Annotated in this window: 26 protein-coding genes; 11 read left to right on the top strand and 15 right to left on the bottom strand. The window is 72.6% G+C overall.

Annotated elements, in window-relative coordinates; all coding sequences use genetic code 11:
• Positions 1–206 precede the first annotated feature (206 nt).
• The 5 genes from ACMXN5_RS39335 (at position 207) to ACMXN5_RS39315 (ending at position 4,384) form a co-directional block, all read left to right on the top strand.
• Positions 207–509: a hypothetical protein gene (locus ACMXN5_RS39335; RefSeq protein WP_439679684.1), complete on the top strand. Its 303-nt coding sequence runs from the start codon at positions 207–209 to the stop codon at positions 507–509.
• A gap of 293 nt (positions 510–802) precedes the next feature.
• Positions 803–1,420, top strand: a complete 618-nt coding sequence (locus ACMXN5_RS39330; protein WP_439679683.1) for an HIT family protein — start codon at positions 803–805, stop codon at positions 1,418–1,420.
• Positions 1,421–1,516: 96 nt separating this feature from the next.
• Entirely contained in the window at positions 1,517–2,518 is a 1,002-nt protein-coding gene (locus tag ACMXN5_RS39325; protein WP_439679682.1) for an aminoglycoside phosphotransferase family protein, read from the top strand.
• The gene (locus tag ACMXN5_RS39320) at positions 2,482–3,393 is read left to right on the top strand and encodes a TetR/AcrR family transcriptional regulator (RefSeq protein ID WP_439679681.1); all 912 of its coding nucleotides are present in this window, start codon (positions 2,482–2,484) and stop codon (positions 3,391–3,393) included. The genes ACMXN5_RS39325 and ACMXN5_RS39320 overlap by 37 nt, the downstream gene beginning before the upstream one ends.
• 130 nt (positions 3,394–3,523) lie before the next feature.
• Positions 3,524–4,384 (top strand): alpha/beta fold hydrolase, encoded by an 861-nt coding sequence (locus tag ACMXN5_RS39315; protein ID WP_439679680.1) that lies wholly within the window; start codon positions 3,524–3,526, stop codon positions 4,382–4,384.
• Positions 4,385–4,409: 25 nt separating this feature from the next.
• Here ACMXN5_RS39315 and ACMXN5_RS39310 read toward each other — a convergent pair whose 3' ends face one another.
• A complete protein-coding gene (locus tag ACMXN5_RS39310) occupies positions 4,410–5,396 on the bottom strand; it encodes a helix-turn-helix domain-containing protein (RefSeq protein ID WP_439679679.1) in 987 nt (328 codons plus the stop codon).
• Between the two features lie 135 nt (positions 5,397–5,531).
• Between ACMXN5_RS39310 and ACMXN5_RS39305 the strand changes: the two genes are divergently transcribed.
• Complete coding sequence (locus ACMXN5_RS39305) at positions 5,532–6,452, top strand: NADP-dependent oxidoreductase (protein ID WP_439679678.1); 921 nt, start codon at positions 5,532–5,534, stop codon at positions 6,450–6,452.
• Between the two features lie 52 nt (positions 6,453–6,504).
• On the opposite strand, the gene ACMXN5_RS39300 is transcribed toward ACMXN5_RS39305, so the two are convergent.
• Positions 6,505–7,203 carry a hypothetical protein gene (locus ACMXN5_RS39300; protein WP_439679677.1) on the bottom strand — a complete coding sequence of 233 codons (699 nt, stop codon included), beginning with the start codon at positions 7,201–7,203 and terminating at the stop codon, positions 6,505–6,507.
• A 181-nt stretch (positions 7,204–7,384) separates the two neighbouring features.
• Here ACMXN5_RS39300 and ACMXN5_RS39295 point away from each other — a divergent pair, with 181 nt between their 5' ends.
• Complete coding sequence (locus ACMXN5_RS39295; RefSeq protein ID WP_395793402.1) at positions 7,385–7,960, top strand: TetR/AcrR family transcriptional regulator; 576 nt, start codon at positions 7,385–7,387, stop codon at positions 7,958–7,960.
• A gap of 187 nt (positions 7,961–8,147) precedes the next feature.
• Positions 8,148–8,588: an NUDIX domain-containing protein gene (locus ACMXN5_RS39290; RefSeq protein WP_380037422.1), complete on the top strand. Its 441-nt coding sequence runs from the start codon at positions 8,148–8,150 to the stop codon at positions 8,586–8,588.
• A gap of 24 nt (positions 8,589–8,612) precedes the next feature.
• On the opposite strand, the gene ACMXN5_RS39285 is transcribed toward ACMXN5_RS39290, so the two are convergent.
• Both ACMXN5_RS39285 and ACMXN5_RS39280 read right to left on the bottom strand, forming a co-directional pair.
• Positions 8,613–9,311: a response regulator gene (locus ACMXN5_RS39285; RefSeq protein ID WP_439679676.1), complete on the bottom strand. Its 699-nt coding sequence runs from the start codon at positions 9,309–9,311 to the stop codon at positions 8,613–8,615.
• A complete protein-coding gene (locus ACMXN5_RS39280) occupies positions 9,308–10,462 on the bottom strand; it encodes a sensor histidine kinase (protein WP_439679675.1) in 1,155 nt (384 codons plus the stop codon). Before ACMXN5_RS39280 ends, ACMXN5_RS39285 begins: the two co-directional genes overlap by 4 nt.
• Before the next feature lie 209 nt (positions 10,463–10,671).
• Between ACMXN5_RS39280 and ACMXN5_RS39275 the strand changes: the two genes are divergently transcribed.
• The gene (locus ACMXN5_RS39275; RefSeq protein ID WP_439679674.1) at positions 10,672–13,221 is read left to right on the top strand and encodes an ABC transporter permease; all 2,550 of its coding nucleotides are present in this window, start codon (positions 10,672–10,674) and stop codon (positions 13,219–13,221) included.
• Here the strand turns inward: ACMXN5_RS39275 and ACMXN5_RS39270 are convergent.
• Complete coding sequence (locus ACMXN5_RS39270; RefSeq protein WP_439679673.1) at positions 13,218–13,898, bottom strand: response regulator; 681 nt, start codon at positions 13,896–13,898, stop codon at positions 13,218–13,220. The genes ACMXN5_RS39275 and ACMXN5_RS39270 overlap by 4 nt on opposite strands.
• Positions 13,895–15,118, bottom strand: coding sequence for a sensor histidine kinase (locus tag ACMXN5_RS39265; RefSeq protein ID WP_439679672.1), 1,224 nt, complete (start codon positions 15,116–15,118; stop codon positions 13,895–13,897). The genes ACMXN5_RS39270 and ACMXN5_RS39265 overlap by 4 nt, the downstream gene beginning before the upstream one ends.
• A 198-nt stretch (positions 15,119–15,316) precedes the next feature.
• On the opposite strand from ACMXN5_RS39265, the gene ACMXN5_RS39260 reads away from it, so the two are divergent.
• Both ACMXN5_RS39260 and ACMXN5_RS39255 read left to right on the top strand, forming a co-directional pair.
• Positions 15,317–16,246 (top strand): ABC transporter ATP-binding protein, encoded by a 930-nt coding sequence (locus ACMXN5_RS39260; protein WP_439679671.1) that lies wholly within the window; start codon positions 15,317–15,319, stop codon positions 16,244–16,246.
• Positions 16,243–17,025: an ABC transporter permease subunit gene (locus ACMXN5_RS39255; RefSeq protein ID WP_395793418.1), complete on the top strand. Its 783-nt coding sequence runs from the start codon at positions 16,243–16,245 to the stop codon at positions 17,023–17,025. Before ACMXN5_RS39260 ends, ACMXN5_RS39255 begins: the two co-directional genes overlap by 4 nt.
• Positions 17,026–17,360: 335 nt before the next feature.
• Here the strand turns inward: ACMXN5_RS39255 and ACMXN5_RS39250 are convergent, their stop codons facing one another.
• The 9 genes from ACMXN5_RS39250 to ACMXN5_RS39210 all read right to left on the bottom strand — a co-directional run bounded on the left by ACMXN5_RS39250 (position 17,361) and on the right by ACMXN5_RS39210 (position 23,779).
• Positions 17,361–18,146: an ABC transporter permease gene (locus ACMXN5_RS39250; protein WP_439679670.1), complete on the bottom strand. Its 786-nt coding sequence runs from the start codon at positions 18,144–18,146 to the stop codon at positions 17,361–17,363.
• Positions 18,143–19,147 carry an ATP-binding cassette domain-containing protein gene (locus ACMXN5_RS39245; protein ID WP_439679669.1) on the bottom strand — a complete coding sequence of 335 codons (1,005 nt, stop codon included), beginning with the start codon at positions 19,145–19,147 and terminating at the stop codon, positions 18,143–18,145. Before ACMXN5_RS39245 ends, ACMXN5_RS39250 begins: the two co-directional genes overlap by 4 nt.
• Before the next feature lie 34 nt (positions 19,148–19,181).
• Positions 19,182–20,018, bottom strand: coding sequence for a DUF4097 family beta strand repeat-containing protein (locus ACMXN5_RS39240; protein ID WP_439679668.1), 837 nt, complete (start codon positions 20,016–20,018; stop codon positions 19,182–19,184).
• Positions 20,019–20,114: 96 nt separating this feature from the next.
• Positions 20,115–20,657, bottom strand: a complete 543-nt coding sequence (locus tag ACMXN5_RS39235) for a hypothetical protein (RefSeq protein ID WP_439679667.1) — start codon at positions 20,655–20,657, stop codon at positions 20,115–20,117.
• A 167-nt stretch (positions 20,658–20,824) separates the two neighbouring features.
• Positions 20,825–21,037, bottom strand: a complete 213-nt coding sequence (locus tag ACMXN5_RS39230; RefSeq protein ID WP_395793428.1) for a ferredoxin — start codon at positions 21,035–21,037, stop codon at positions 20,825–20,827.
• Positions 21,016–21,966 (bottom strand): pyridoxamine 5'-phosphate oxidase family protein, encoded by a 951-nt coding sequence (locus ACMXN5_RS39225; RefSeq protein ID WP_439679666.1) that lies wholly within the window; start codon positions 21,964–21,966, stop codon positions 21,016–21,018. The genes ACMXN5_RS39230 and ACMXN5_RS39225 overlap by 22 nt, the downstream gene beginning before the upstream one ends.
• A 70-nt stretch (positions 21,967–22,036) precedes the next feature.
• Positions 22,037–22,492, bottom strand: a complete 456-nt coding sequence (locus tag ACMXN5_RS39220; protein WP_439679665.1) for a VOC family protein — start codon at positions 22,490–22,492, stop codon at positions 22,037–22,039.
• 181 nt (positions 22,493–22,673) lie between these two features.
• Positions 22,674–23,309, bottom strand: coding sequence for a hypothetical protein (locus tag ACMXN5_RS39215; protein ID WP_439679664.1), 636 nt, complete (start codon positions 23,307–23,309; stop codon positions 22,674–22,676).
• 86 nt (positions 23,310–23,395) lie between these two features.
• Entirely contained in the window at positions 23,396–23,779 is a 384-nt protein-coding gene (locus ACMXN5_RS39210) for a hypothetical protein (RefSeq protein ID WP_439679663.1), read from the bottom strand.
• Positions 23,780–23,854: the final 75 nt, after the last annotated feature.

Here is a 23,854-nt window from a genome sequence, read left to right as displayed (position 1 = left end):
TCCGAACGGGCCCGGGACGGCGGGTCGTGGCTCGGCACGTGCATCCATCCCCCTCGTCCGGCCGGGTGGTTCAGCCTAATGGGTGGACTCGACGGGTGGGGCGAAACGGTGGGGTCGGGCGCGCGGACCTGCGGCGATCGGAGCGGGGTGCAATCGGCGGTAGCCTGCCGAGCGCATTGTCGAGGTTCGACGCGGAGGTTTGCGCAGTGAGCAAGGCGGCGGCGGAGCAGGGGGCAGCGGTGGAGGCGGAAACCGATGCGGCGGAGCGGGCCCGGGTGGCGCTGCTCGACGCGGTGGCGCGGATGGCCGGCCAGGTGGGCAAGGAGGCGGTGAGCGTCAAGGAGTTGGAACAGCTCGCGCGCACCTACGCGATCGTGGTGGGACCGGGTTCGGGATCGGGAGCGGCGTCGCCGGCCGAGGCCGCGGGCGGTACGGACGCGGAGACGGCGGAGACGCTGCAGATCGTGCCGGTGGCGCAGCGCGGTGGGGACGGGCGGGAACGGTCGTAGCACGCGCGGTGTCGGCGGGGCGGTCGGCTCGACCGGCGGCTCCGCCGGTCCACTCGGGTGGGTGAGTGGGCCGTCGCGGGTGGGTGGTGGTTTTGTCGCCCGGTGGGTGAAACCTCGGGCGTGTGGGGTTGCGCCTGTCGCGGATCCGTCCCGAGGGTGCTGCGGGCCGGTCACAGGCCGGGACGGGGGCGTGACATCGTTTCGACGCTTTTCGTTGATTCAACCGAACGTTTGCAGCAGCAAGCGGGCTCTCGCCCCCGTTCGTGTTGGAGGCCGTCGTGTGTGGTTCCCAGGTGCCCGGACCCCGCCCACTCGAAGCGTCCACCTGGCCCGAGCGGTACGCGGAGCCGCACCCGGACGCGCCCTGCGCGATGTGCGAAAAGGACTTCACCGCGCCCGACATCGGCTGGGGCCTGCTGCTCAAGCGCGGCGTCTACGGCAATGCCTACCTGTGGCGTTCGGGGCGGGTACGCGGGTACATCGTCGTGGTGTGGACCGGCGGCCACGTCGCGCGCCTGACCGACCTGACCCCACGTCAGCTCGCCGGGTTCATGACCGAGGTGACCGCGGCGGGGCGGGCGATCGAGGCGCACTATCGACCGGTTCCCGGGCTGAACGTGTCCCTTCTCGAAAACGACATCCCGCACCTGCACGCACATCTGATTCCGCGTCACCCCACCGCCCCGAGCCCCGGCCGCACACCCGCCTTCGCCCACCTTGACCGGGGTCGGCAGAACGAGGCCCACATCCAGGCGGACGCGGCGGCGTTGCGTGCCCTGCTGGCCTATACGGGGGCGCCGGGGGTGGTGGTGGGGGACCGGCTCCTGCCGTCGGGCCGGGGCGGGGGCGCAGGCGGTTCGCGGGACGCGGGTCCGGTGGGGGAGGAGGGCTCGGAGGGGGTCGGTATGTGAGGCGATCGCCGGGGTGGGCACGCGGTTGCCCGCGGGAGTGTGGCGGGGGTGGGATAACCCGTTGGTGGCCCCGGTCCCGGCTGGGATGATCGGGGGATGTCCGCAGCTGCCTCCGCGTCCGTGTCGCCGCTGTCCACGACGCCCGGGACGCCTGCCGGGCCGCCCGTGCCGACGGAGCGGGTGGTGCGGTGCCTCGTCGACGCGGTGTTGGGTCGGGACGCGGGGCGGGTCGTGCGGCCGATCGACGAGGGTGGGGAGCACTGCTCGTGGTGGGTCGGGGCGGATCATGTTCTGCGGTTGGCCCGGGACGCGGATACGTCCGCCCGGCAGCGTCGCGAGATCGCGCTGCGCGACCTGCTGCGTCCCGTGGCCGGCGTCGCGCTGCCCGCGAGCATGGCCGCCGGCGAGTGGGCGGACGGGCTCGCCTATTCCCTCGACACCCGCATCCCCGGCACCTCCGCCGAACTGCGTCGGGTCTCGCGGCGGGGCGAGGTCGCCCTGGCGCGGATGTTGGCCGGCCTGGCCCGGGTCACCGAAGCGGACGCGGTCGGCGTCGGCCTGCCCGTGGTCGCGCCCCGGTCGATGGCCGAACTGCGCGAACCGGCCGAGGTGGCGGCGCAACGGCTCACCGCCGACGGCGAGTTCGACGGGGCGCCGCTGCGTGGCCCGAGCGCGGAACCCGTGTCGAGCGTCGTCGTGCACGGCGATCTCAAGGGCGAGCACCTGATGGTCGGCAGCGGCGGTCGGGTGCGCGGGGTGCTGGACTGGACGGACGCGGTGGTCGGCGATCCCGCCGAGGACATCGCCGGACTGGCCATCGCGGTGGGCGCCGCGGCCGCCGTCCGGGTGGCCGCGGGAGCCGGATACGGCCCCTCGTCGTGGGCCCGGGGGCTCGCCCTCGCCCGCCACGACACGCTGATCCGCCTCGCGGACCGCCTGTACGGCACGGACGACAGCCCCATCCCCCTGCTGCGCGCGCAACGGGACCGCGCCTGGCAACCCTCCGCCCTCGACCGCATCCCCGATCCGCCGGGCCCGGACGCGGACCGGACGGCGGCCCGATGGCCATGGCCGACGGTCGCCCATCGCTGCCACTGACGCTCGTGGAGCACCGGGTCAGGGGTGAGGGCGTCGGTGCCGTGGTGGGCCGGCCCGCGCCGGGGACGGCACTAATGTCGACCGGTGCACGTATCGCGCCCGGGCGTCGATCGTGCGCCGCGTACCGCGCCGTGCGTCCGACGCTCTCTTCGGGTGCGGACGGTGGATATTCGACCATGGGAGTTGCCGACGTGAACCCCTCCGCACGTGAGCCCGTCGAGCCGGTCGAGGCTGTCGATTCGGTAGAGCCGCTCGATCCTGTCCCCGAGGCATCATCCGCCGGGGGCTATCGGCGATCCGTCGGGTCGCCGCGGGGGGAGGCTCGGCGGCGGGAGTTGCTCGATCGGGTCACCGCGGATCTGGCGGCCAATGGGCTCGTGGACTTTTCGTTGCGTCGGGCCGCGAGGGCGGCCGATACCACGCACAAGGTGCTGCTCTATCACTTCGACGGGGCCGACGACCTGCTGCGGCAAGCCATCCTGCAACTGCGCGATCGGCGAATCGATCGTTCCGTCGCCGCCGGGCGGCCCGGTTCCGAGCGGCTGCCACTGGCCGAGTGGGTGCGGGTGGTGTGGCCGATTCTGGTCGGTGACGAGGCACGGGTGCTCGACCAGGCGATCGGGCTGGCGATGTACGACCCCGACCGCTACGCCGACCTCGGCCGCGGGGCGTCTCGGCAGTATCTGCCCACGCTGCTGGCCATCTGCCCCGAACACTGGTCCGAGCGACGCAAGTTCGAGGTCGCCGAGATGATCCTCGCGGTGCTCCGTGGGTTTTTGGTGGATGCGCGGACCAGTGGCGACAGGGCGGGCGTCGCCGCCGGGTTCGAGGCGCTGATTCGGGCGCTGGAGCGGGAGGAGGCGGCCGAGGAGTGACGGCACGCCGGCGTCTCGGGCTTCCCGTGACTTCCCGTGGCTTCCCGTGGACAGTTTGCGAACCACGTGGTTCACTTTTTGAGGGTGAACGGCGAACGGTGCACGCTGTGTGCCGCCGGAGGGGGAGACCATGGCCCACAAGGAAGTTCGGCTGTCGGTAGGCACGATCGAGTACGAGGACACCGGCGGCGACGGTCCCACGGTCGTGCTGCTGCACGGGTTCCTGATGGACTCGTCGTTGTGGGACGAGGTGATCGCCACGCTGTCCGTCGACCACCGCTGCGTGGCGCCCACCCTGCCGCTCGGCGCGCACCGGCATGCGATGTCCGCCGACGCCGACCTGTCGTTGCCCGGAGCGGCCGCGCTGGTGGGCGAGTTCCTGGACACGCTCGACCTGAGTGAGGTCACCCTGGTCGGCGTCGACACCGGCGGCGCGCTCGTGCAACTGCTGATCGCCGGTGGACACACGGCCCGGGTGGGGCGGGTCGTGCTCGCCTCGTGTGATGCCTTCGACAACTTTCCGCCCGGGCTCACCGGCCGGACCCTCGTGCGCGCCGGCAAACTCCCGCCGCGCCTGTTCGGGCTCTTCATGCAGCAGATGCGGCTGCGCCCTGTACGCCGACTCCCGCTCGCCTTCGGGTGGTTGACCAAGCGCGGCGACGCCGCCACCGCCCGCTGGGCGGCGCCGATCCTGTCCCGACCCGAGATCCGCCGCGACGCGGTGCGTATGCTGCGCGCGGCCGGCGCGGACACCGACCTCCTGCTCGCGGCGGCGCAGCGCCTGCCCGACTTCGACCGTCCGGCGCTCGTAGTCTGGGCGAGCGCCGACCGGGTCATGCCCCCGGACCACGGCCGCCGCCTCGCCGAACTCCTGCCCGGGGGACGGCTGGTCGAGATCGACGACAGCTACACCCTCATCCCCCTCGACCGCCCTGCGGAACTGGCACGAGTCGTACGGGAGTTCACCCTCGCGACCGATCCGTCCCGGTAGCCGCCGGAGCCGGAACCGGTCCGCGCTACCGGCGGCCCGCCGCCGACTCCCCGTCGGCCCGCCGTTGATGGAAGGTCCGGCGATATGCGTCGGGCGGCACGCCCACCGTGCGGTTGAAGTGGCGGCGCAGGGTGGCCGCGGTGCCCATGCCGGTGGCCTCGGCGACGGCGTCCACACTGTCGTCGGTGGTCTCCAGCAACTCCTGGGCCCGGTGGATGCGTTGGATGAGCAGCCACTGCAACGGGGTGGTGCCCGTCACCGACCGGAAGTGCCGGCCCAGGTGGCGTGAGCTCATGTTGGCTCGGCGGGCCAGGTCCTCCACCGTCAAGGGCTGGTCCAGCCGGCCCGCCGCCCAGCCGAGCAGTTCCCCGAGCGGGTGGTCGGGCTGTTCGGGTACCGGGGTGGCGACGAACTGGGCCTGGCCGCCAGGTCGGTGGGGTGCCACCACCAGTCGGCGGGCGATCGCGTTGGCGACCGCCGAGCCGTGGTCGAGGCGGATCATGTGCAGGCTCAGATCCATCGCGGCGGCCTTGCCGGCCGAGGTGAGCACGCTGCCGTTGTCGACGTACAGCACATCCGGGTCCACCTCGACCTCGGGATAGCGCTCGGCCAGGGCCTCGGTGTGGGCCCAGTGGGTGGTGGCGCGCCGCCCGTCGAGCAGCCCCGCGGCGGCCAGGACGAAGGCGCCCGTGCAGAGCGAGGCCACCCGCGCGCCGGCCTCGTGGGCCGCGCGTACCGCGTCGACCAGGTCCGCCGGCGGCTCGGTGTCCACGTCGGCCCAGCCGGGGACGATCACCGTGTCGGCGCCGGCGAGCCGGTCGAGGCCGCCGTCGGGTTCGAGCAGGAAACGCCCGTCGACCCGCACCGGGCCGGCCCCGCAGACGACGACGTCGTACCAGTGCTCGACGCCGGCCGAGGCCGCGGCCGGTGCCGGTGACCCGAAGACCTCGTGGGCCAGGGCCAGTTCGAAATGCAGGATGCCGTCGGCGACGGCTATCGCGACTGTGCTCACGTCCGGAAGTGTACGCATCATGTCGTTCCGGACGCTCGCCCGGCCGGTCGGGTACTCGACACGATGTCCGGGTCGATCAGGCGGACCGGGGCGACCGGCGCGATCGGGCGGCCCCGCTACCGAGAGAGAAGTGACATGCGCGCCATCAGTCAGGACGTTCTGGGCGACCCGGCGGTATTGCGGGAGGTGGAGTTGGAGCGGCCGGTGCCCGGCCCGAGCGAGGTGCTGGTCCGGGTGTGTGCGGCGGGAGTGAATCCGACCGACTGGATCCACCGGGCCACCGGCCTGATCCTGGGCCGGCCGCCGTTCGTACTCGGCTGGGAGGTGTCCGGCGTGGTCGAGGCGGTGGGCCTGGGCGTGGCCGTCCACCGACCGGGGGACGAGGTGTTCGGCATGCTGCACTACCCGTACGGGAACGGGGCGCACGCCGAATACGCGGTCGCCGCGGCCCGCCACCTGGTGCGCAAGCCCGCGAACCTCGACCACGTCCGCGCCGCCGCACTGCCGCTGTGTGCGACCACCGCGTGGCAGGCCCTGGTCGATGTCGGCGAACTTCGGGCCGGGCAGCGGGTGTTGATCCATGCCGCCGCCGGCGGGGTCGGCCACCTGGCGGTACAGATCGCCAAGGCGCGCGGCGCGTACGTCATCGGCACGGCGAGCGGGCCCAAGCACGACTTCGTCCGGGCGCTCGGCGCGGACGAGGTGATCGACTACACCACGACCGACTTCGCCGAGGTGGTGCGGGACGTGGACGTGGTCCTGGACGGCGTCGGCGGCGAGTACGGGCCGCGCTCGTTGCCGACGCTGCGTCCGGGCGGCATCCTGGTCGCGATCGTCAACCACGTGCGGGACCTGGACGTCGGGCGATACCGGGTCCGGGCCGCGGAGATGCTGGTCGAGGCCGATCACGCGGCCATGCGGGAGATCGCGGCGCTGGTCGAGGCGGGCCGCCTGCGCCCCGAACTGGACTCTGTGTTCCCCCTGTCGGCCGCCGCCGAGGCGCACGCGCGCGGCGAATCGGGCCGGGTCGCCGGGAAGATCGTGCTGACCCTCTGATCCTCCGACCCTTCGACCGGTGCGCGTGGCCTCCGGCCTCCACGGCGGGGGGTTACGGTCGCGGCTCGCTGTACCAGCGCCACGAGGTGCGGCGGGGGCGGCCGGGCAGGTCGCCTCGGCCGGTGGCCCACAGGAGGGTGGGCCAGGGGTCGGTGTCCTGCGGGACGTCCGGGAAGATCCGGGCGATCACTCGTGCGCACAGGTCGGCGGGCGGGGTCCAGGGCAGGCCCAGGCCGTCGGCCAGGTCGTACGTGTGCACCACGGTCTCCACGATGCCCATCGCCGCGAAGCCCTCGGGGTCCGCGTCGCCGAAGCCGTGGTGGGCGCGCACGCTCGACGGCGTGGTCCGCACCATGGACACCAGCAGGGCGCCGCTCACCTCCAGGACCTGCAACAGCCCGCCGGGACCGGCCGTACGGTCCGCGTGGATCGCGTTCGCCGGGCCGCCCGGGCGGCGGCTCTCCCAGACGAAGGGCACGTTGGCGGTCAACGGCGGGGTGCGCAGGCCCAGTTGGGCGGCGTACGCGAAGAGGTCGTCGTTCAGGTGCTCCACCGTCTCCCAGCAGGTCCACTCCAGCGAACCGGCCCGGTCGTCCCAGGTGGTCGCCGGCACCTCGCGGAGCGCGGCCACCGCGAGCCGGACGGCCAGATCCAGGTCGTCCGCGGTCACGGGGCCGGGCGAGGCGGGCGAGGGCGGCGACGCCGCTTCGGGCGTGGGGTCGGAGGTGGCGGCTCGCGGCGAATCATGCATGGCAGGACCGTACCGCCCACCGCCCACCGCCCACCGCCCACCGCCCACCGCCCACCGCCCACCGCCCACCGCCCACCGCCCACCGCCCACCGCCCACCGCCCACCGCCCACGCCCCCACTGCGGATATGTGCGGCGCTGTAGTCTCCGTGCAGGTGTAGTACTACAGATGGAGTGGTCTTTATGGTGCGCAGAAATGACGAGCGGAGGGCGGCGCTGGTCGATGCCGCCATCGAGGTGCTGGCCAAGGAGGGGGCCCGGGGGCTTACCTTCCGGGCGGTCGACGTCGAGGCGCGGGTGCCGACCGGTACCGCCTCCAACTACTTCACGAGCCGCGACGACCTGCTCACCCAGGCCGGTGCCCGGGTCTACGAGCGACTACAACCCGGCGAGGAGATCATCGCGCGACACCGCGCGAGCACACCGGACCGGGAGACGTACACCGTGTTGATGCGCGAGGTCGTCGACCGCGTCAGCGCCTTCCGCACCGGCTACCTCGCGCTGCTCGAACTGCGCCTGGAGGCCACCCGGCGGCCGGAGTTGCGCACGGTGCTGACCGAGCGGGTCCGGGCCGACGTGGCGGCCAACGTGAGCTACCACGAGCAATCCGGCCTCCCCGGCGACGCCACCGCAGTCCGCCTCCTGTACCTGGCGTTCAACTGGCTCATCGTCGAACAGCTCACCCTGCCGGACGTGTTCTCCCCGGCCGAACGCGACAGCCTTGTCGCGGCGGCGGTCGAACGCATCGTGGGAGCGTGAGGGCGACGCCCAACCCCGGTGGTTCGGGCGTGACGCCGTCCCGCACCGGTCGTTGGTCCGGGCACAGGTGCGTGTCGGAGCGCGGGTCGCCCCCGCCGGTCCGCCACGCGCCGGCGCCGTCGCGCGCCCGGGGCGATCGCCCGCAGGCGCCCGGAAGCACCCGGATCGACCATGGGGAGACCGACACGTGAGCGACCACCGCCACAACGCCATCGCCTACGCCGCCATCATCCTCGAACGCGCGGACGGGGCGGTGTTGTTCATGGAGCGCAAGGACACCGGCTTCGCCGACGGCCTGCTCGCGCTCCCGGGCGGCCTGGTCGACCCCGGCGAACTCCTCATCGAGGCGTGCGCCCGGGAGACCAGGGAGGAGATCGCCACCGACGTGGCCACGGCCGACCTGCGCACGGCCTACGTCTCGCAGGTGCTCGGCGACACCGGCGCACCGGTGATCGGCTGGTACTTCCACACCGCCGCCTGGACCGGCGATCCCACCAACGCCGAACCCGACCAGTGCGCCCGCCTGGCCTGGCTCGACCCCACCGACCTCCCGCCGGACGTGGAACCCACCGACGCCACGGCGGTGACCGCATGGCACACCAAGGCCCACCCGACCGCCTGGGCCTGAGCGCCGCCGCCTCCCGGCGTCCGCCTACCGCTCGGCGGCGCGGGCGGACGCACCGGGGCCGACCAGGCCGGATTCGTAGGCGGCGATCACCAGTTGGGCCCGGTCGCGGGCGCCCAGTTTCATCAGCAGGCGACCCACGTGGGTCTTCACCGTGGACGCGCTCACATGCAGGTACTCGGTGATCTCGGGGTTGGACAGCCCGCGACCGATCAGGGTCAGCACCTCGCGCTCGCGGTCGGTCAGGCCCGCGTCCCGGCCGGAGTTCGGCCGCTGTCGCGGCTCGGGGCGGGCCGCGAACTCGGCGATCAGTCGGCGCGTGACGCTCGGCGCGATCAGCGCGTCGCCCGCCGCGACGATCCGGATGGCGGTGAGGAGTTCGGCCGGCGGCGTCTCCTTCAGCAGGAAGCCGCTCGCGCCCGCGCGCAGCGCCGCGTACACGTACTCGTCGAGGTCGAACGTGGTCAGGATGAGCACGCGGGTCTCGCACGTGTCGGGCGAGGCGGTGATCCGCCGGGTGGCCTCCAGACCGTCCATGCCGGGCATCCGGATGTCCATCAGGACCACGTCCGGGCGGGCGGTGCGGACCAGTTCGAGGGCATGGGCGCCGTCGGCGGCCTCGCCGACCGCGGTCAGATCCGGCGCGGCGTCGATCAACAGGTGCAACGCCCCCCGCAGCAGCGCCTGATCGTCGGCGACCAGTACCCGGATCGGCTCCCCCGTCACGGCGCACCCTCCTCGATCGGCAACCGGGCGCCCACCCGAAACCCGGCCCCGTCCGCCCTCGGCCCCGCGTCGAACTCGCCGCCGTAGGCCGCCACCCGCTCACGCATCCCGATCAGCCCGTGCCCCGGCACCGCCGCCGGACCGCCGCGTCCCGAGTCGACGACGTCGAGCGCGATCTCCCGTTCGGTGTAGCGCAGTTCGACCGAGCAGCGATCGACCCCCGCATGCCTGATCACGTTGGTCAATGCCTCCTGGACGATCCGGTACGCGGCCAACTCGATGCCCGCCGGCAGGTCTCGGCGCTCACCGAGCACCGTGAAATCGACGCTCAGCCCGGCCGCCGCCGCGTCCCGGACGAGCGTATCGAGCGCGGCCAACGTCGGCGCGGGAGCCAACTCCGGGTCCTGCGGCGTGCCGTCCGCATCACGCAACATGCCGAGCAGCCGGCGCATGTCGCGCAGCGCGGTCCGCCCGGTCGCCTCGATCGAGCCCAGCGCCCGGATCGCCTCCTCCGGCCGCTCGGCGCCCACGTAGTGCGCCACGCCCGCCTGCACGGTGATCAGGCTCATGCTGTGCGCGACCACGTCGTGCAGTTCGCGGGCGATCCGCAAGCGCTCCTCGGCCGCCTGCTCCCCGGCCCGCCGTTCCGCCTCCTCCCGCCCCTGCCGCTCGGCCTGCCGGCGCAGCGCCCGCGCGTACTCGCGCCGCGAGCGGGCGCTCGTCCCCAGCGTCCAGGCCAGGATCGACGGATACAGCGGGATCGGCGCCGCCACGAACCCCGCCGTGACCGCGACCGTACCCAGACCCCACACGGCCGGCCGGTTCCGGGCGGTGAGCGCCGCCGTGTACAGGGTGAGCGCGGTCGCGAAACCGACCGCCGCCTTCAGCCCGAGCCCGCGCAGACATGCCTCCGCCACCAGCGCCGCGGCGAGCGCGGTGATCGGGTACACCCGGCGCACCGCGACGGCGCCGGCGATGACCAGCATCAGCAGCGCGATCACGATCCAGGTTGCCGAGCCGAGCCGGCCCTCGGCGTCCGGCCGCAGCGTGACGAGCGAACTCGCCAACACACACGCGACGAGCACGTCGATGATCAGCCAGTGCGCGGGGCGCAGCCGCTGGGTCAGCGGCGGGCGCGGTTCGTCGACCACGTTCGGACCCTAGCCACGCGACGGGCGCGCCCGCATCGGCCCACGGGGCCGGACCGGCGATCCCCCCACGGGTGGATCACGGCCGGTCGACCCGGGCTCGGGCCGACCCCGGTACCGCGCCGGAAAACGCCTCTCGGCCCGACGACCGGCGGGGGCCGCGCACGAGAACTTGGGCGACGTCCACCGCTCCGCTTCGAAAGGCAGTCCCCGTGTTGAAGGCTTCGTTGCGCGGATTCCTCGCGCACAAGGGTCGAATGGTGTTGTCCGCGGTGGCGATCACCCTCTCGGTCGCGTTCGTCACCGGCACGCTGATGTTCGTCGACACGGTCTCCGCCGTGTTCGCCGACCTGGCCCGGTCGACCTCGGCCGATGTGACCGTCACGCCCCGGACCGAGGTCAAGGCGATCCGGCTGGTCCGCGCGGGGCGCACGCCGACCGTGCCGGCGGCGCTGGTGGAGCGGGTTCGCGGCGTCGAGGGCGTGGCCGCCGTGCACGGCGACGTGGTGGTCCGGGACGTGCCCGTCGTCGACGGGGAGGGGGATCGGGTCGGGGTGGTCTCGGATCCGGAGACGGCGGTCGCCGGGTGGTGTGCGTGTGTCCACGCGCCGGTACGACTGACCTCGGGCCACGAACCGCACGGCCCGAACGAGGCGGTCCTGGACGCCGAGTCGGCGCGGGTGAGTCGGATCCGCCTGGGTGACCGGCTGCGGCTGAGCCCGTCGACGGGCACGTTCGAGGTCACCGTGGTCGGCATCGCCGGCTACCGGGTGCGGGCCACGGGCGACACTCTCGTCTTCGTCGACCCGGCGACCGCCGCCGCCCGACTCCTGGGCAGGCCGGACGTGGTCACGGCGGTCTCCGTCACGGCGGCGCCGGGCGTACCGGACACGGTGCTGCGCGATCGTGTCGCCGCCGCACTCGACGCCGAGGGCGCCGGCTCGCCCGCGCTCGACATCCGCACCCGCGCCCAAACCGGCGCCGCCGCCGTCGGGGAACTCGGCGGCGCGCTGGACGTGGTCCGCTACGGCCTGCTCGGTTTCGCGCTGATGACCATGGCGATCGGGATGTTCCTGATCTTCAACACCTTCTCCATGCTCGTCGCCCAACGCACCCGCGAAATCGGCCTGTTGCGCGCACTCGGCGCCTCCCGCGCGGACGTGCGCCGATCGGTGCTCATCGAGGCGGCGGTGCTCGGCCTGCTCGGCTCGACCCTCGGCCTGGGCACCGGCTACGCGTTGGCCACCGGACTGACCGCACTGCTCGGCGCGGTCGGTGTGCAGTCCGCGGGCATCGACCTGGTCTTCGCGCCGACCACCCCCGTGGTCGGCTACGCCGTCGGCACCCTCGCCACGGTCCTCGCCGCATACCGCCCCGCACGTCGCGCGAGTCGGGTGGCGCCGATGGCCGCCCTGCGTGCCGTGGACGCGCCGCAGGGGCCGCCGCGTCGGCGCGCCGCCCTCGGCGGTGGCGTCGTCCTCGCGCTCGGGGTCGCCGCGGTGGCCGGCGGCAATCTCGCCCTGCTCGCGCTCGGCGGCGCGCTGACGCTGCTCGGGGTCGTTCTGCTCGGCCCGATCCTCGCCCGCCGATTGATCCCGGCGCTCTGCGCCCCGTACATCCGCCCGTTCGGTGCCGTGGGCCGGCTCGGCCGGGACAACGCGCTGCGCAACCCGCGCCGGACCGGGGCCACCGCCGGCGCACTGATGATCGGTGTCGCGCTGGTCGCCGCGGTCGGCGTGGCCGTCTCCTCGATGACCGCGTCGTTCGACGCCACCTTCGACCGCACCTTTCGCGCCGACCTGGTGCTCTCCGGCAAGCCGGCACTGTCCGCCCGGACCGCGACCGACGCGCGGGCCGTACCGGGTGTGGCGAGCACGGTGCGCACCCGGCGGGTGGACGTGCGGATCACCGCCCGCGAGCACACCGATCGGCTCGAACTCGACGGTGCCGATCCGGGGGTCGGCGCCCTGCTCGGCCACACCTACGGCCGCGGCACCGAGGCGGCCGGATTGGCGCCCGGCGCGATCGTGCTCGACGCGCGCTACGCCCGGCGCCGGGGTCTGGCGGTCGGCGACCCGGTCGTGGTGCGGGCCGTGGCCGGCGAGACCCGCACGTTGCGGATCGGCGGGCTGCGCACGGATCGGCCGGCGGGCACGGGCGGCGACGTGAACCCGATGGTCGGCCTGGACACCCTGGCCGAGTTGGCGCCCGACGCGCGGGACGAGACGGTCTACCTGGCCGCGACACCCGGTACCGATACGACCGTGCTGCGCGCGGCGGTGCGGGCGGCGACCTCGGCCGAGCCGGGCGTGGCGGTGCGTACCCGGGCCGACTACCGGGAGAGCCGCAAGGCTGCCCTGGGCACGATGGTGGCCCTGGCGTACGGGCTGCTGTCGCTGACCATCGTGATCGCGGTCCTGGGCGTGGTGAACACCCTCGTGTTGTCCGTGGTCGAACGCACCCGGGAGATCGCGATGTTGCGCGCCCTGGGCCTGACCCGCAGGCAGGTGCGCCGGATGATCCGCCTCGAATCGGTGACCATCGCGCTGTACGGCGCGACCCTGGGCCTGGCGCTCGGTCTCGGTTGGGGCCTCGGCGTGACACGTTGGATGGCCCACGACGGCAGCGTGACGGTGGTCGCCGTGCCCTGGCCGACGATCGCCGCGGTGATCGTCGGCGCAACCCTCGCGGGCCTGTCCGCGGCAACCGTCCCGGCCCGGCGCGCGGCCCGCCTGGACATCCCCGCGGCGATCGGGGATTAGCTCGGGCCAAGCCCCGCGCGGAAGGCGGTGATCACCAGTTGTACGCGGTCGCGGGCGGCGAGTTTGGTGAGCAGGTGGCCCACGTGGGTCTTGGTGGTGCCCTCGGTGATGTGCAGGCGGCGGGCGATCTCGGGGTTGGTGTGGCCCTCGGCGATCAGGACCAGGACCTCGTGTTCGCGCGCGGTGATCCCGGGCAGCGTCGTGGGCCGGGCCGGCTCGACACTCCCGCTCGGGTCCGGGCGACCGGCGAACTCGGCGATCAGGCGCCGGGTCACACTCGGCGCGAGCAGCGCATCGCCGGCGGCGACCACCCGGATCGCGGCCAACAGGTCCTCCGGCGCGGTGTCCTTGAGCAGGAACCCGCTCGCGCCGCCGCGCAGCGCCTCGTAGATGTGCTCGTCGAGGTCGAACATGGTCAGGATCAACACCCGCACTCCCGGCACGCCCGCCGGACCGCCCGCGCCGGTGATCAGCCGGGTGGCCTCCAGGCCGTCCATGCCCGGCATCCGGATGTCCATCAGCACCACGTCCGGCCGCTCCCGCCGGGCGACTTCGACCGCGGCCGTCCCGGTGCCCGCCTCGCCGACCACGGTGAAGCCCGGCGCCACCTCGACGATCCCGCGAAACCCCGCGCGCACCAGCGCCTGATCGTCGGCGATCAGGACCCGGACGCTCATGCGACACGCTCGCGCAGCGGCATCACCGCGGTCACCCGGAAGCCGCGCCCCGGCAGCGGACCGGCGGTGAACTCCCCGTCGTACAGCCCGACCCGCTCGCGCATCCCGGCCAGCCCGTGTCCGTAAGGGAGTTCGTCCGGCCATCCGGGCCCCGGACCGACGCCGTCGTCGGTGACCTCGATCGCCAGCGCGTCCCCGCGATAGTCCACGGTGACCATTGCGTTCGCGGTGCGCGCGTGTCGGGCGATGTTGGTCAGCGCCTCCTGGACGATCCGGTACGCGGACAACTCCACGCCGGGCGGCAACGCGCGCGGTTCGCCGAGCACGGCCGAATCCACCCGCAGACCCGCCTCGGCGCTGCGGTCGAGCAGCGCGGGCAGATCGGCCAACCCCGGCGCGGGCAGCCGGTCGGCCGGGCCGTCCGCGCGCAACACCCCGAGCAGGCCGCGCATTTCGCGGATCGTCTCACCGCTGATCCGCCGGATCGCCGCCAACGCCTCCCGGGCCTGCTCCGGCCGTCGGTCGAGCACGAAACCGCCGTATCCGGCCTGCACGTTGACCACCCCCAGGCTGTGTGCGATCACGTCGTGCAACTCCCGCGCCAGCCGCAGCCGTTCCTCGGCGAACTCGGACCGGGCCAGTTCCGCGTGATGCTCGCGCAGCGCGGCGGCGTACGCGCGCTGCCGGCCGACCGCGTAGCCCACCGCGCCCGCGATGCCGACGAACAGCGGCGTCAACCAGGCGTTGCGCCGCAGGTCGTCGGAACCGAACAACCACGGCACCGCGCCCAGCAGACCGAGCGCGAGCACGCCGATCGCCGCGCGTGGCGGATAGGTCACCATCGCGCTGTAGACCACCGCCATCGAGACCAGCACCACGAACGGCCCGCCCACGTACAGCGCGATCGTGGTCTTGCCGGCCACGGCCACCACGACCGCCCAGGTCGCGACCACCACCGCCGTCGCGAGCGCGGGCCGGAACCGGCGCAGTACCAGCGCGCCGGCCAGTACGCCGACACCGACCAGGGCGACGCACAGCCGAACCCGGTTCGGCTCCGGGTAGCCGCGTCCGTGCGGGTCGTGGTGGTGGTAGGCGTCCAGCACGCGCAGCACCGCGATCGACGCCCCGACCAGGGCCACGAGCACGTCGAGCGCGACCCGGTGCTCGGCGCGCAGCCGCTTGGTGAATGGACGCGACGGCTCCGATCCCATGCCTGTCATGCCCTCGAGGGTGGCACGCCGGCCGCCGCCGCCCATCGCCCGGCAGACCTATGACCACGGTCGTAGTCGAACCCCGATCCCGGCCGCGCACTCCGGCCACGGTCCGATGACCGCCCGCCGGCGACCCGACACGGTGGAGGACGTATCGCCGGCGGCACCGGGACGGGCCGGCCGGCCGACGCGGATCCGGGAGACGAGATGATCGAAGTGCGCGGCCTCACCAAGAGATACGGCGCACGCGTGGCCGTGGACGATGTCACCTTCACCGTCGAACCGGGACGGGTGACCGGCTTCCTCGGCCCGAACGGGGCGGGCAAGTCCACCATCATGCGGATGATCCTGGGCCTGGCCGCGCCCACCGCGGGTCGAGCGCTGGTGGACGGGCGGCCCTACCGTGCGTTCGACCGGCCGCTGCGCCGGGTCGGGGCGCTGCTGGACGCGGACGCGGTGCCGGCCGGGCGCAGTGCGTACCACCACCTGGCGAGCATCGCCGCGAGCAACGACATCGCGCGCGGCCGGGTGCACGAGGTGCTGGACGTGGTCGGGCTGCGCGCCGCCGCCCGGCGTCGGGCGGGCGGGTTCTCGCTGGGCATGCGGCAGCGGCTGGGCATCGCGGTGGCGCTGCTCGGCGACCCGCCGGTGTTGTTGCTGGACGAGCCGGTGAACGGGCTCGACCCGGACGGGATCCGGTGGATCCGCACACTGATGCGGGAGCTGGCGGCCGAGGGGCGGACGGTGTTCGTGGCCGGCCACCTGATGAGCGAGATGGCGCTGACCGCCGACCATGTGATCGTGCTGGGCCGGGGGCGGGTGATCGTGGACACGGAGATGGCCGAGTTCGTGCGCGACGGGGCGCGGGGGGATGTGCTGGTGCGGTCCCCGGACGGGGCGCGGTTGGCGGCGTTGCTGACGGCGCGCGGCGCGACGGTGACGGTCGAGCCGGACGGGGCGCTCGCGGTCGAGGGGTTGGCGTACTCGCGGATCGGCGAACTGGCCGCGGGGGAGGGCCTGGTGATTCACGAACTTGCGGCCCGGCAAGGGTCGTTGGAAGAGGCGTACCTGCGGATCACCGAGCCGGAAGCGGTGCACCGGGCGGCCGACGGGGTGCGGAACGGGGCGGGCGCGTGAGTCGGGTCATGGTTCCGCGCGGGGTGTTGGCGGCCGAGTGGATCAAGCTGCGCACGCTGCGGTCGACGTATTTCACCGTGCTGGTGTCCGCCGTCGCGGCGCTCGGCCTCGGTGCGTTCGACCTGGGCAACCTGGTCGCGGACTGGGACGGGATGTCGGCGGAGCGGCGGGCCGCGTTCGACCCGGTCCGGTTCGGATTCAGCGGCGGCTACTACGTGGTGGTGCTCGCGGTGGGCACGCTCGGGGTGTTGACGGCGAGCTCGGAGTACGGGTCGGGGCTGATCCGGACCACGTTCACCGCGGTGCCGAGGCGGCGGCGGGTGTTCGCGGCCAAGGTCGTGGTCGTCGGCGCGGCCACGCTCGTCCTGGGGGAGGTGATCGCCTTCGCCACCTACTTCGTGGGGCAGGCGATCCTGGCGGACAAGGACCTGGAGGTGGGGCTCGGCGCGCCGCACGTGTTGCGGGCGGTGCTCGCGACGGGTGCGTTCGTGACGGTGTTGGCGCTGATCGGGCTGGCACTCGGGGTGGTCGTCCGGCATACGGCGGGGGCGATCGCGGCGCTGTTCGGGCTGTTCTTCGTGGCGCCGATGGTCACCGGGGCAGCGGGGGACCGGGTACGGAACGGCACCTTGCAACAGGCGTTCCAGGCGTTGAGCAGTACGACCGGGGCGGATGCCGCCGGGCGGCCGTCCACGGTGACGGCGGTCGTGGTGTGCCTGGTGTGGGTCGGCGTCGCGGTGGCGGTGGCGGCGTGGGTGATCGAGCGGCGGGACGTGTGAGGGTGGGTTCGTCGGCCCGGGCGGGTTCGGCGGTTGCGTTCACCGCGTCGGCCGCGTCGGCCGCGTCGACCTCGATGGCCTCGGGGTGACATGCGCGTGGCCGTCCGACCGGGGGTTCCGGGTTGGACGGCCAAGTGCGGCGCGTGGGGCTGTGGCTGCCGGGGAGCGGGCTTTGTGCGCTGGGGGTTACCGTGCAGCCGGCCGTGCGAGCTTCCATGCAACTCGCCGTGCGGATCACCGTGCGGAGTGCCGTGCAGGTCACCATGCACTTTGCCATGCAGCTCGCCATGCAAGTACCAGGTCAGAGGCCCTTTTGATGCGCTGGAGCAAGGCTCTCAGCGAGCCTTGTTGAACACCCTGTGCGCCCATACATAGCCGACCAGGGTGGCGCCGAGGCACCAGGCCAGGGCGATGATCGCGTTGTTGCCGATCTCGGTGCCGAGGAGCAGGCCCCGGAGGGTTTCGATGATCGGGGTGAACGGCTGGTACTCGGCGAACCAGCGCAACCCGGTGGGCATCGAATCCGTCGGGACGATCGCGCTGCCGAGGAACGGCAGGAACGTCATCGGCATCGGGATGTTGCTGGCGGTCTCCACGTTCTTGGCGACCAGACCGATACCGGCCGAGATCCAGGTCAGGGCCAGCGTCAACAGCGTGAGCAGGCCCATCGCGGCGAGCCATTCGAGCGCCGTGGCGTTCGGCCGGAAGCCGACGGCGAGGGCGGTGCCGATCACCAGGGCCAGGCTGACCAGGGTCTGGATCACGCTGCCGACGACGTGTCCCGTCAGGAACGCCGCCCGGGAGACGGACATCGTGCGGAACCGGTTGACAATGCCCTCGGTCATGTCGACGCAGACCGAGATCGCCGTGGCCAGGGCCCCGGAGGTGGCCGCCATCAGGATGATGCCGGGGGCCACGTAGTCGATGTACTTCGTGTCGCCGGTGGGGGAGTCGGCGATCCCGGCGCCGATGGCGTTGCCGAAGGCGTAGTTGAACAGCAGCAGCATGACGATCGGCATCGCGACCACGGAGACGGTCACCGAGGGATAGCGCAGTGCGTGTCGCAGGTTGCGGCGCAACATGGTCGCCGAATCGGTGACCGCGTAGGACAGGGAGCTCATCGCGGGTTTTCCTTCCGGGAGTCCGGAACGCGGTCGCCCTGCGGCCGGCCGGTGAGGGTGAGGAAGACGTCGTCCAGGTCGGGGGTGTGCACGGTCAGTTCCTCGGCGGGGATCGACGCCGAGTCGAGCGCGTCGAGGATGGTGCGCAGGGCGGGGATGCCGGGGTCGCACGGAATGTTCAGGGTGAGCGCGTCGTCGTTGCGGCTGGTGGCCCGGAAGAGGTCGGCGGCGGCGTCGAGCCGGTGCGCGTCGGCGAAACGGAGCCGGATGTGCGCGCCGGGGATGCGCCGCTTGAGCTCGTCGGCGGTGCCCTCGGCGATCAACGTGCCGTGGTCCAGGACCGCGATCCGGTCGGCGAGTTCGTCGGCCTCGTCCAGGTACTGCGTGGTGAGCAGGATGGTGACGCCGCGGTCGGTGACCAGGTCGCGGATGATCCCCCACATGATGCGTCGGCTGCGCGGATCGAGGCCGGTGGTCGGCTCGTCGAGGAAGATCACCCGGGGGTCGCCGACCAGGGTCATCGCCAGGTCGAGCTTGCGCCGCATGCCGCCGGAGAAGGTGGCCACCGGGGTGTGCGCGTCCTCGGTGAGGTCGAAGCGGGCGAGCAGTTCGTCGGCCCGACGGCGGCCCTCGCGCCGGCCGAGGTGCTGCAGATCCGCCATCAGGATCAGGTTCTCCCGGGCGGTGAGCAGGTTGTCCACGGCGGCGAACTGGCCGGTGACGCCGATGGATCGGCGTACTCCGTCGGCTGCGCCGGTCAGATCGTATCCGGCGATCTCGGCCCGGCCGGAATCCGCCGTGATCAGGGTGGACAGGATCTGTACGGTCGTGGTCTTGCCCGCGCCGTTGGGTCCGAGCAGGGCGAAGACGGTGCCCTCGGGGATGTGCAGGTCGATGCCGTCCAGCACCTTCTTGTCGCCGTAGGACTTGGTCAGGCCGGTGGCGCTGATCGCGAGGGTCCGGGTGCGGTTGCGGGTGGTGGTGGTCGTGGTCGTGGTCATGGCGATCGTGTCCCTTGGGTCGTGGCTCGTCGATTCAGGCGCGGCGGATCACGATGTGGCCCATGGAGGTGCGGGCGCGCACCTCGACGGTCTGCTCGGTGGCGTCGGGCCCCTGGGCGGCGTCGAGGGAGTTGCGCACGCTGCCCATCTGGGTCCGTACGTCGAGCCAGGCCGCGGTGGACTCGCGGATGCCGACCTCCAGGTCGCCGGAGCCGGACTGGAGGTCCACTCGGCCGCGGGCGACCTCGTCGAGGCGGATCGTGCCGTGGGCGCACTTGGCGTCGACGTCGGAGTGCGCGATGCCCACGGTGATCCGGCCGTTGGCCGAGCCGACCTGCAGGCGGCCGGCGACCTCGCGGATCGTGGTGTCGCCGTTGGCGTTCCTGAGCGTCGCGGTGCCGCCGACGGTACCGATCTCGATCCGGCCGGCGGCGCTCACCTCGGCGTCGCCGACGATGTGGTCCGCGTGGATGGCGCCGTGGTCGGTGTGGGCGTCCAGGGTCGCGGCCGAGTCGATCCGGAGGGTGCCGACCGAGGTCCTGAGCCGGCAGTCGCCGAGCGGCCCGGTGCAGGTGAAGTCGGCCAGCGGCGTGGTGCCGTGCAGGTCGGAGCCGGCCGGCAACTCGACGACGATGTCCACCGAGCCGGACTTGCCGAACGGCGAGCGCTTCCTGGGCCCCTTCACCAGCAGCCTGCCGTCGGTGCAGGTGACGGTGGTCTCTTTCGCCGTGCGTACGTCGAGTTCGTCTCGGTCGTTGACGGGCCGGACCTCGACGAGCGTGTCGGTGCGCTTGCTCGCGGTGATCCGGACCATGCCGATGTCGAACTCGAGGGTGGCGGTGATGGGTTCGGGGGTGGCGAAAGTAGGCATGGCGGTGCCGTCCTCATGGCTCGATGTGGGGTGGTGCGAGTCGGGGTGACTCGGTGTGTGGTGTCGCCCGGCGGTGGGGCGGGTGCGCGTGACCCGTTAGCGGGCCCAGCCCGTGTAGCCCTGGCGGCCGCGGTGGCGGTGCGGGCCGGGGCCGGGGGCGGGGGTGCGCGGGATGTCGGGCTCCATGGCGCCGGCGACCGCGCGGACCAGCCAGGCGTTGACAGACAGGCCCGCGAGTCCGGCGGTCTCCTCGACCCTGGCCTTGAGGTGGGCGGGGAGGCGGAAGTTGATCCGGGCCATCCCGCCCTCGTCCCCGTCCGGCGCCGTGAGTGGCGCCATCGCTGCGGTCTTCGGCGCCGGCTTGTCTGCTTCCGGCGCCGCGTACGCCTCCTGCGGCGGTGGCGTCGTCACCACGAACTCGGGGTCGAGGCCGCGCAGGCGGATGTCCACGGAGCCCGGCGCCAGCTCGCTGGTGACCTCGGCCATGGCTGCGGACAGTGCGTTCATGAGGGTGAGCCGGGCGGCCGACTCCAGCGGAGCGGTCAGCCGTTCGGCCACGTCCCGAGCCTGGGGGCCGCCCGCGGCAGCGGCGATGGCGAGTTCCCGACGAAGGTTGTCGACGTACGGTGTGAGGTCCATGACGTCATCATGGCACATTGATGGCGTCATTGCGAGCCATTGGCGCCATGATGTGCCAGGTGCGCGTCACGGCCGGCGCACCCTGCCCTGACCGGCCCAAATACGTCCGCCCGGAGCCGATGGCTCCGGGCGGGGTCGTGCGATGTGGCGGGGCGAGTGGGGGTGGTTCAGGACGTGGCGTCCGGCTCGCCCTCGTCGATGATCGAAATGGCGCGGGCCGGGCACATGCTCACGGCGGTGCGCACGTGCGCTCGGAGTGCGTCCGCCGGCCGGCCCTCGTAGACGAGGAAATCGTCGTCGTCGAAGGAGAACACGTCGGGCGCGGCGAACACGCACTGGCCGTGGCTCTCGCACAGGTTCATGTCGACGGTGATGCGCATGGTTCGACTCCCTGGATGGGCGGGTTGAAGCGGGAGGCTTGTGGGGCGCTCCAGCGCAGCGGGACGGCGTCGGGGATCTCCACCACGTCCGTGACGGTGAACTCGACCAGGCGCTGCGCGCCGGGGATTCGGGCGATCTCGTCGTGGTCCCAGAGAGTGCGGGTGGTGCCGGACAGGTGCAGGGACGTACCGCTGTCCCAGCCCGGGACCAACAGCCCTGCCACCGGCCGCAGTTCGAGATTGCCCAGTGTCAGGAACATGGCGTTGCCGACGTAGTCCGGCCAGCGCAGCACGGTCGGGGACAACACCTCCACGAAGCCCGGGTTGCCGCCTCGGTGCGAGGCGTCGGTGTTGCCGAGTTCGTCGGCGGTGGCCACGAAGAACGTGTCGGCGGCGCGCAGCGTCCGTTGCTGGGCCGGGGTGAGCGCGGTGCCCCGGGTGACCGCGCGATTGCCCTGCGGCTGGCCGGAGTTCGGGTCTCGAAGGATGCGGTAGTCGCGTTTTTGGATGTACTTCGGGCAGTTGGCGATGACCTGGTCGGGCACTACGCGCAGGCCGCCGGGCACCGGCGTGGAGCGGCCGTTGATCCGCATCCTGCGTCGGGACGCCGGTTCGATGGCGATCATCCCGACCCGGGCCGGCTCGCCGAGGAGGTCCGCGAGCGGGTCCTCGGCGAGCGGCAGTGCGTCGATGGTGAGCGTGTGCGGGTCGGGGGTGGACAGGAAGCCGGGCTCGCCGGTCAGTTGTGAGCACCAGATCCGGCCGGCCGCGTCCGCGCCGCCGACGATGATCATGGGCTGTGCGGCGAGGAATGCCGCGGCGACCGGCGGGATGGCGTCCCCGATGCCGCCGAGCGAGTGCGAGGCCTGGCGGGTGAGGTTGGCGCGATCCTGTACCGCGCGTTCCCCGCGGTGGTAGTCGGTTGCCACGACATTGCCTCCGGATCTGCGGTGTGCGGTGTTGGGGCGTGGTGCGCTTGGTGGGGGTGCTGCGCGGGGTCTAGAAGAAGCCGCAGGTCGGCGCGCCGGCGGTGGGGGCGTCGGCCGGGTCGGCGCCGGACGGGGCGTAGATCTCCAGGCGGATGCCGTCCGGGTCGGTGAAGAAGATCCCGCCGGAGGTGCCGTGCTCGCCGTGCGGGACGACGCCCTCGTAGTCGAAGTGCGCGTCGAGGCCGCGCAGGACCTGTTCGGCGGCCTTCACCTCGTCGATGGTCTCCACCTGGAAGGACAGGTGGTGCAACCCGGGACGCCGGGTCGCGAACATGCCCTCGCTCTGCTGCCACAGCGTGATCAGGAGCTTCCCGTCCCGCCCGAGGAAGGCGAAGCGGCGACCCTCCTCGTTGCCCTCGGCCACCACCTCGACCTCCAGGACCGCCCGGTAGAAGGCCACGGAACGGTCGAGGTCGGTGACGTTCAGTCCGACGTGGCCGGTCTGAAGTGCCTTGAGGTTGCCCATCGTTGCTCCTTGTTTCGGCTCGACGTGACGCGGCGCGACGTGACGTGACGCGGCGCCGGATGCTCGGCGCTCGGGGCGAGCACCGTCTATCTAATGATTACACACTTCCTTATCCATTAGAAAGTGAGAACAGAACAATCCCACGGTCCATCGACCGTGGGATTGGTTGCGGGTCTGCGGATCAGTCCATCGGAGGCTGGGGCTCACGACCTCCGTCGGGGTGGTTGAGCGCGGCGAACTGCACCCGACGCCCCAACGCCTCGAAGCCGTAGGTCAGTTGCTCGTAGTGCTCGTGCTGTTCTTCGAGTTGCCTGGTCACCTGCACGGTGCCCGGTGTCGAGGCCGCCTCCGGGAAGACCATCGCGGTGTACGTGGTTCCGGGTACCCGGGGGTCCGAGGCGCGCGGGTAGACGATGAAGTCCCAGGACTCGGCGCCTCCGGTCGCTACCCCCGGATCACGCAACAGCAGGGCGTACGCCGGTGGTCGCCGCCAGACCTGGAGCGGGGCCAGCACCGCGAGTCTGCGGCTCACCACGCGCCATCGCGCCGCCGGGCGCCCGACATGGTGCAGGTCGGAGAACAGTTCCCGGCGCAGCTTGGCGTAGGGCGGTGCGATCGCGGCCAGGCCCTCGGCCGCATCCACCACATCCATCCGGCTGTCGCAGTGGTCGATGCTGTTTTCCCGAGCGCCGAGTTCGCTCCGTATCGCCGCGTGTAGCACCGCGTCGAGTGCGCCCAGGGGGAAGGCGTCCTCGGCGCACTCGACGGTGAACAGTCCGGCCTCGTACAACCCCCGATACCGCGTACCCAGATCCACGTCGATGTTCTCCCCACACTCGGTCGCGGTCGTCCGGTCAGGATAGGACGATCGTGCCGACGGGATGCGATGCGGACGGGCGTGGGTCAGCGACCGAGTTGGGTGTACGTCTTGAACGTGTACAACCCGTCCAGGGTGACCGAGTTGGTGCCACCGGGCGACGGCAGGCCGTTGCGCCGGTTGAGCACCGTGCCGAGCGGGCCACAACCGTCGGCGGCGGGGATGGCGACCGTGTCGTCCCACAGGGTGCCCTTGAGGATGGGCGGGTCCTTGGAGATCCATTCGTTGGGGCCCTTGCGCATCATGGTCAACCGGATCGGCTGCTCTGCGGTGCCGATCGAGCAGTCCTTCGGCAGCAGCGGGCCGCTCAGGGCCAGGGTCACGTCCAGGCCGCCGGCCGAGGTGCCGTGCGAGAGGAAGTCGAACCAACCGCCGTATTTTCGGAATCCGGCGGCCCCCAGCCCGGGCACTGGGGGCAGCCCCAACACCCGGGCGGGGGTGACCGGTTCCGGGGGAGCGGCGACGGGCCACCGGCGATCGGACCA

The sequence above is a fragment of the Embleya australiensis genome, assembly GCF_051903075.1.
Classification (GTDB): Bacteria; Actinomycetota; Actinomycetes; order Streptomycetales; family Streptomycetaceae; genus Embleya.
This window is presented reverse-complemented; position numbering and strand designations above follow the sequence as displayed.

Excerpts from the sequence above, each read along its gene's own strand:
- ACMXN5_RS39325 (WP_439679682.1), top strand. The coding sequence starts at position 1,517 with ATGTCCGCAGCTGCCTCCGCGTCCGTGTCGCCGCTGTCCACGACGCCC.
- ACMXN5_RS39320 (WP_439679681.1), top strand. The coding sequence starts at position 2,482 with ATGGCCATGGCCGACGGTCGCCCATCGCTGCCACTGACGCTCGTGGAG.
- ACMXN5_RS39315 (WP_439679680.1), top strand. The coding sequence starts at position 3,524 with ATGGCCCACAAGGAAGTTCGGCTGTCGGTAGGCACGATCGAGTACGAG.
- ACMXN5_RS39305 (WP_439679678.1), top strand. The coding sequence starts at position 5,532 with ATGCGCGCCATCAGTCAGGACGTTCTGGGCGACCCGGCGGTATTGCGG.
- ACMXN5_RS39300 (WP_439679677.1), bottom strand. The coding sequence starts at position 7,203 with ATGCATGATTCGCCGCGAGCCGCCACCTCCGACCCCACGCCCGAAGCG.
- ACMXN5_RS39295 (WP_395793402.1), top strand. The coding sequence starts at position 7,385 with ATGGTGCGCAGAAATGACGAGCGGAGGGCGGCGCTGGTCGATGCCGCC.
- ACMXN5_RS39270 (WP_439679673.1), bottom strand. The coding sequence starts at position 13,898 with ATGAGCGTCCGGGTCCTGATCGCCGACGATCAGGCGCTGGTGCGCGCG.
- ACMXN5_RS39265 (WP_439679672.1), bottom strand. The coding sequence starts at position 15,118 with ATGACAGGCATGGGATCGGAGCCGTCGCGTCCATTCACCAAGCGGCTG.
- ACMXN5_RS39260 (WP_439679671.1), top strand. The coding sequence starts at position 15,317 with ATGATCGAAGTGCGCGGCCTCACCAAGAGATACGGCGCACGCGTGGCC.
- ACMXN5_RS39250 (WP_439679670.1), bottom strand. The coding sequence starts at position 18,146 with ATGAGCTCCCTGTCCTACGCGGTCACCGATTCGGCGACCATGTTGCGC.
- ACMXN5_RS39245 (WP_439679669.1), bottom strand. The coding sequence starts at position 19,147 with ATGACCACGACCACGACCACCACCACCCGCAACCGCACCCGGACCCTC.
- ACMXN5_RS39240 (WP_439679668.1), bottom strand. The coding sequence starts at position 20,018 with ATGCCTACTTTCGCCACCCCCGAACCCATCACCGCCACCCTCGAGTTC.
- ACMXN5_RS39235 (WP_439679667.1), bottom strand. The coding sequence starts at position 20,657 with ATGGACCTCACACCGTACGTCGACAACCTTCGTCGGGAACTCGCCATC.
- ACMXN5_RS39230 (WP_395793428.1), bottom strand. The coding sequence starts at position 21,037 with ATGCGCATCACCGTCGACATGAACCTGTGCGAGAGCCACGGCCAGTGC.
- ACMXN5_RS39220 (WP_439679665.1), bottom strand. The coding sequence starts at position 22,492 with ATGGGCAACCTCAAGGCACTTCAGACCGGCCACGTCGGACTGAACGTC.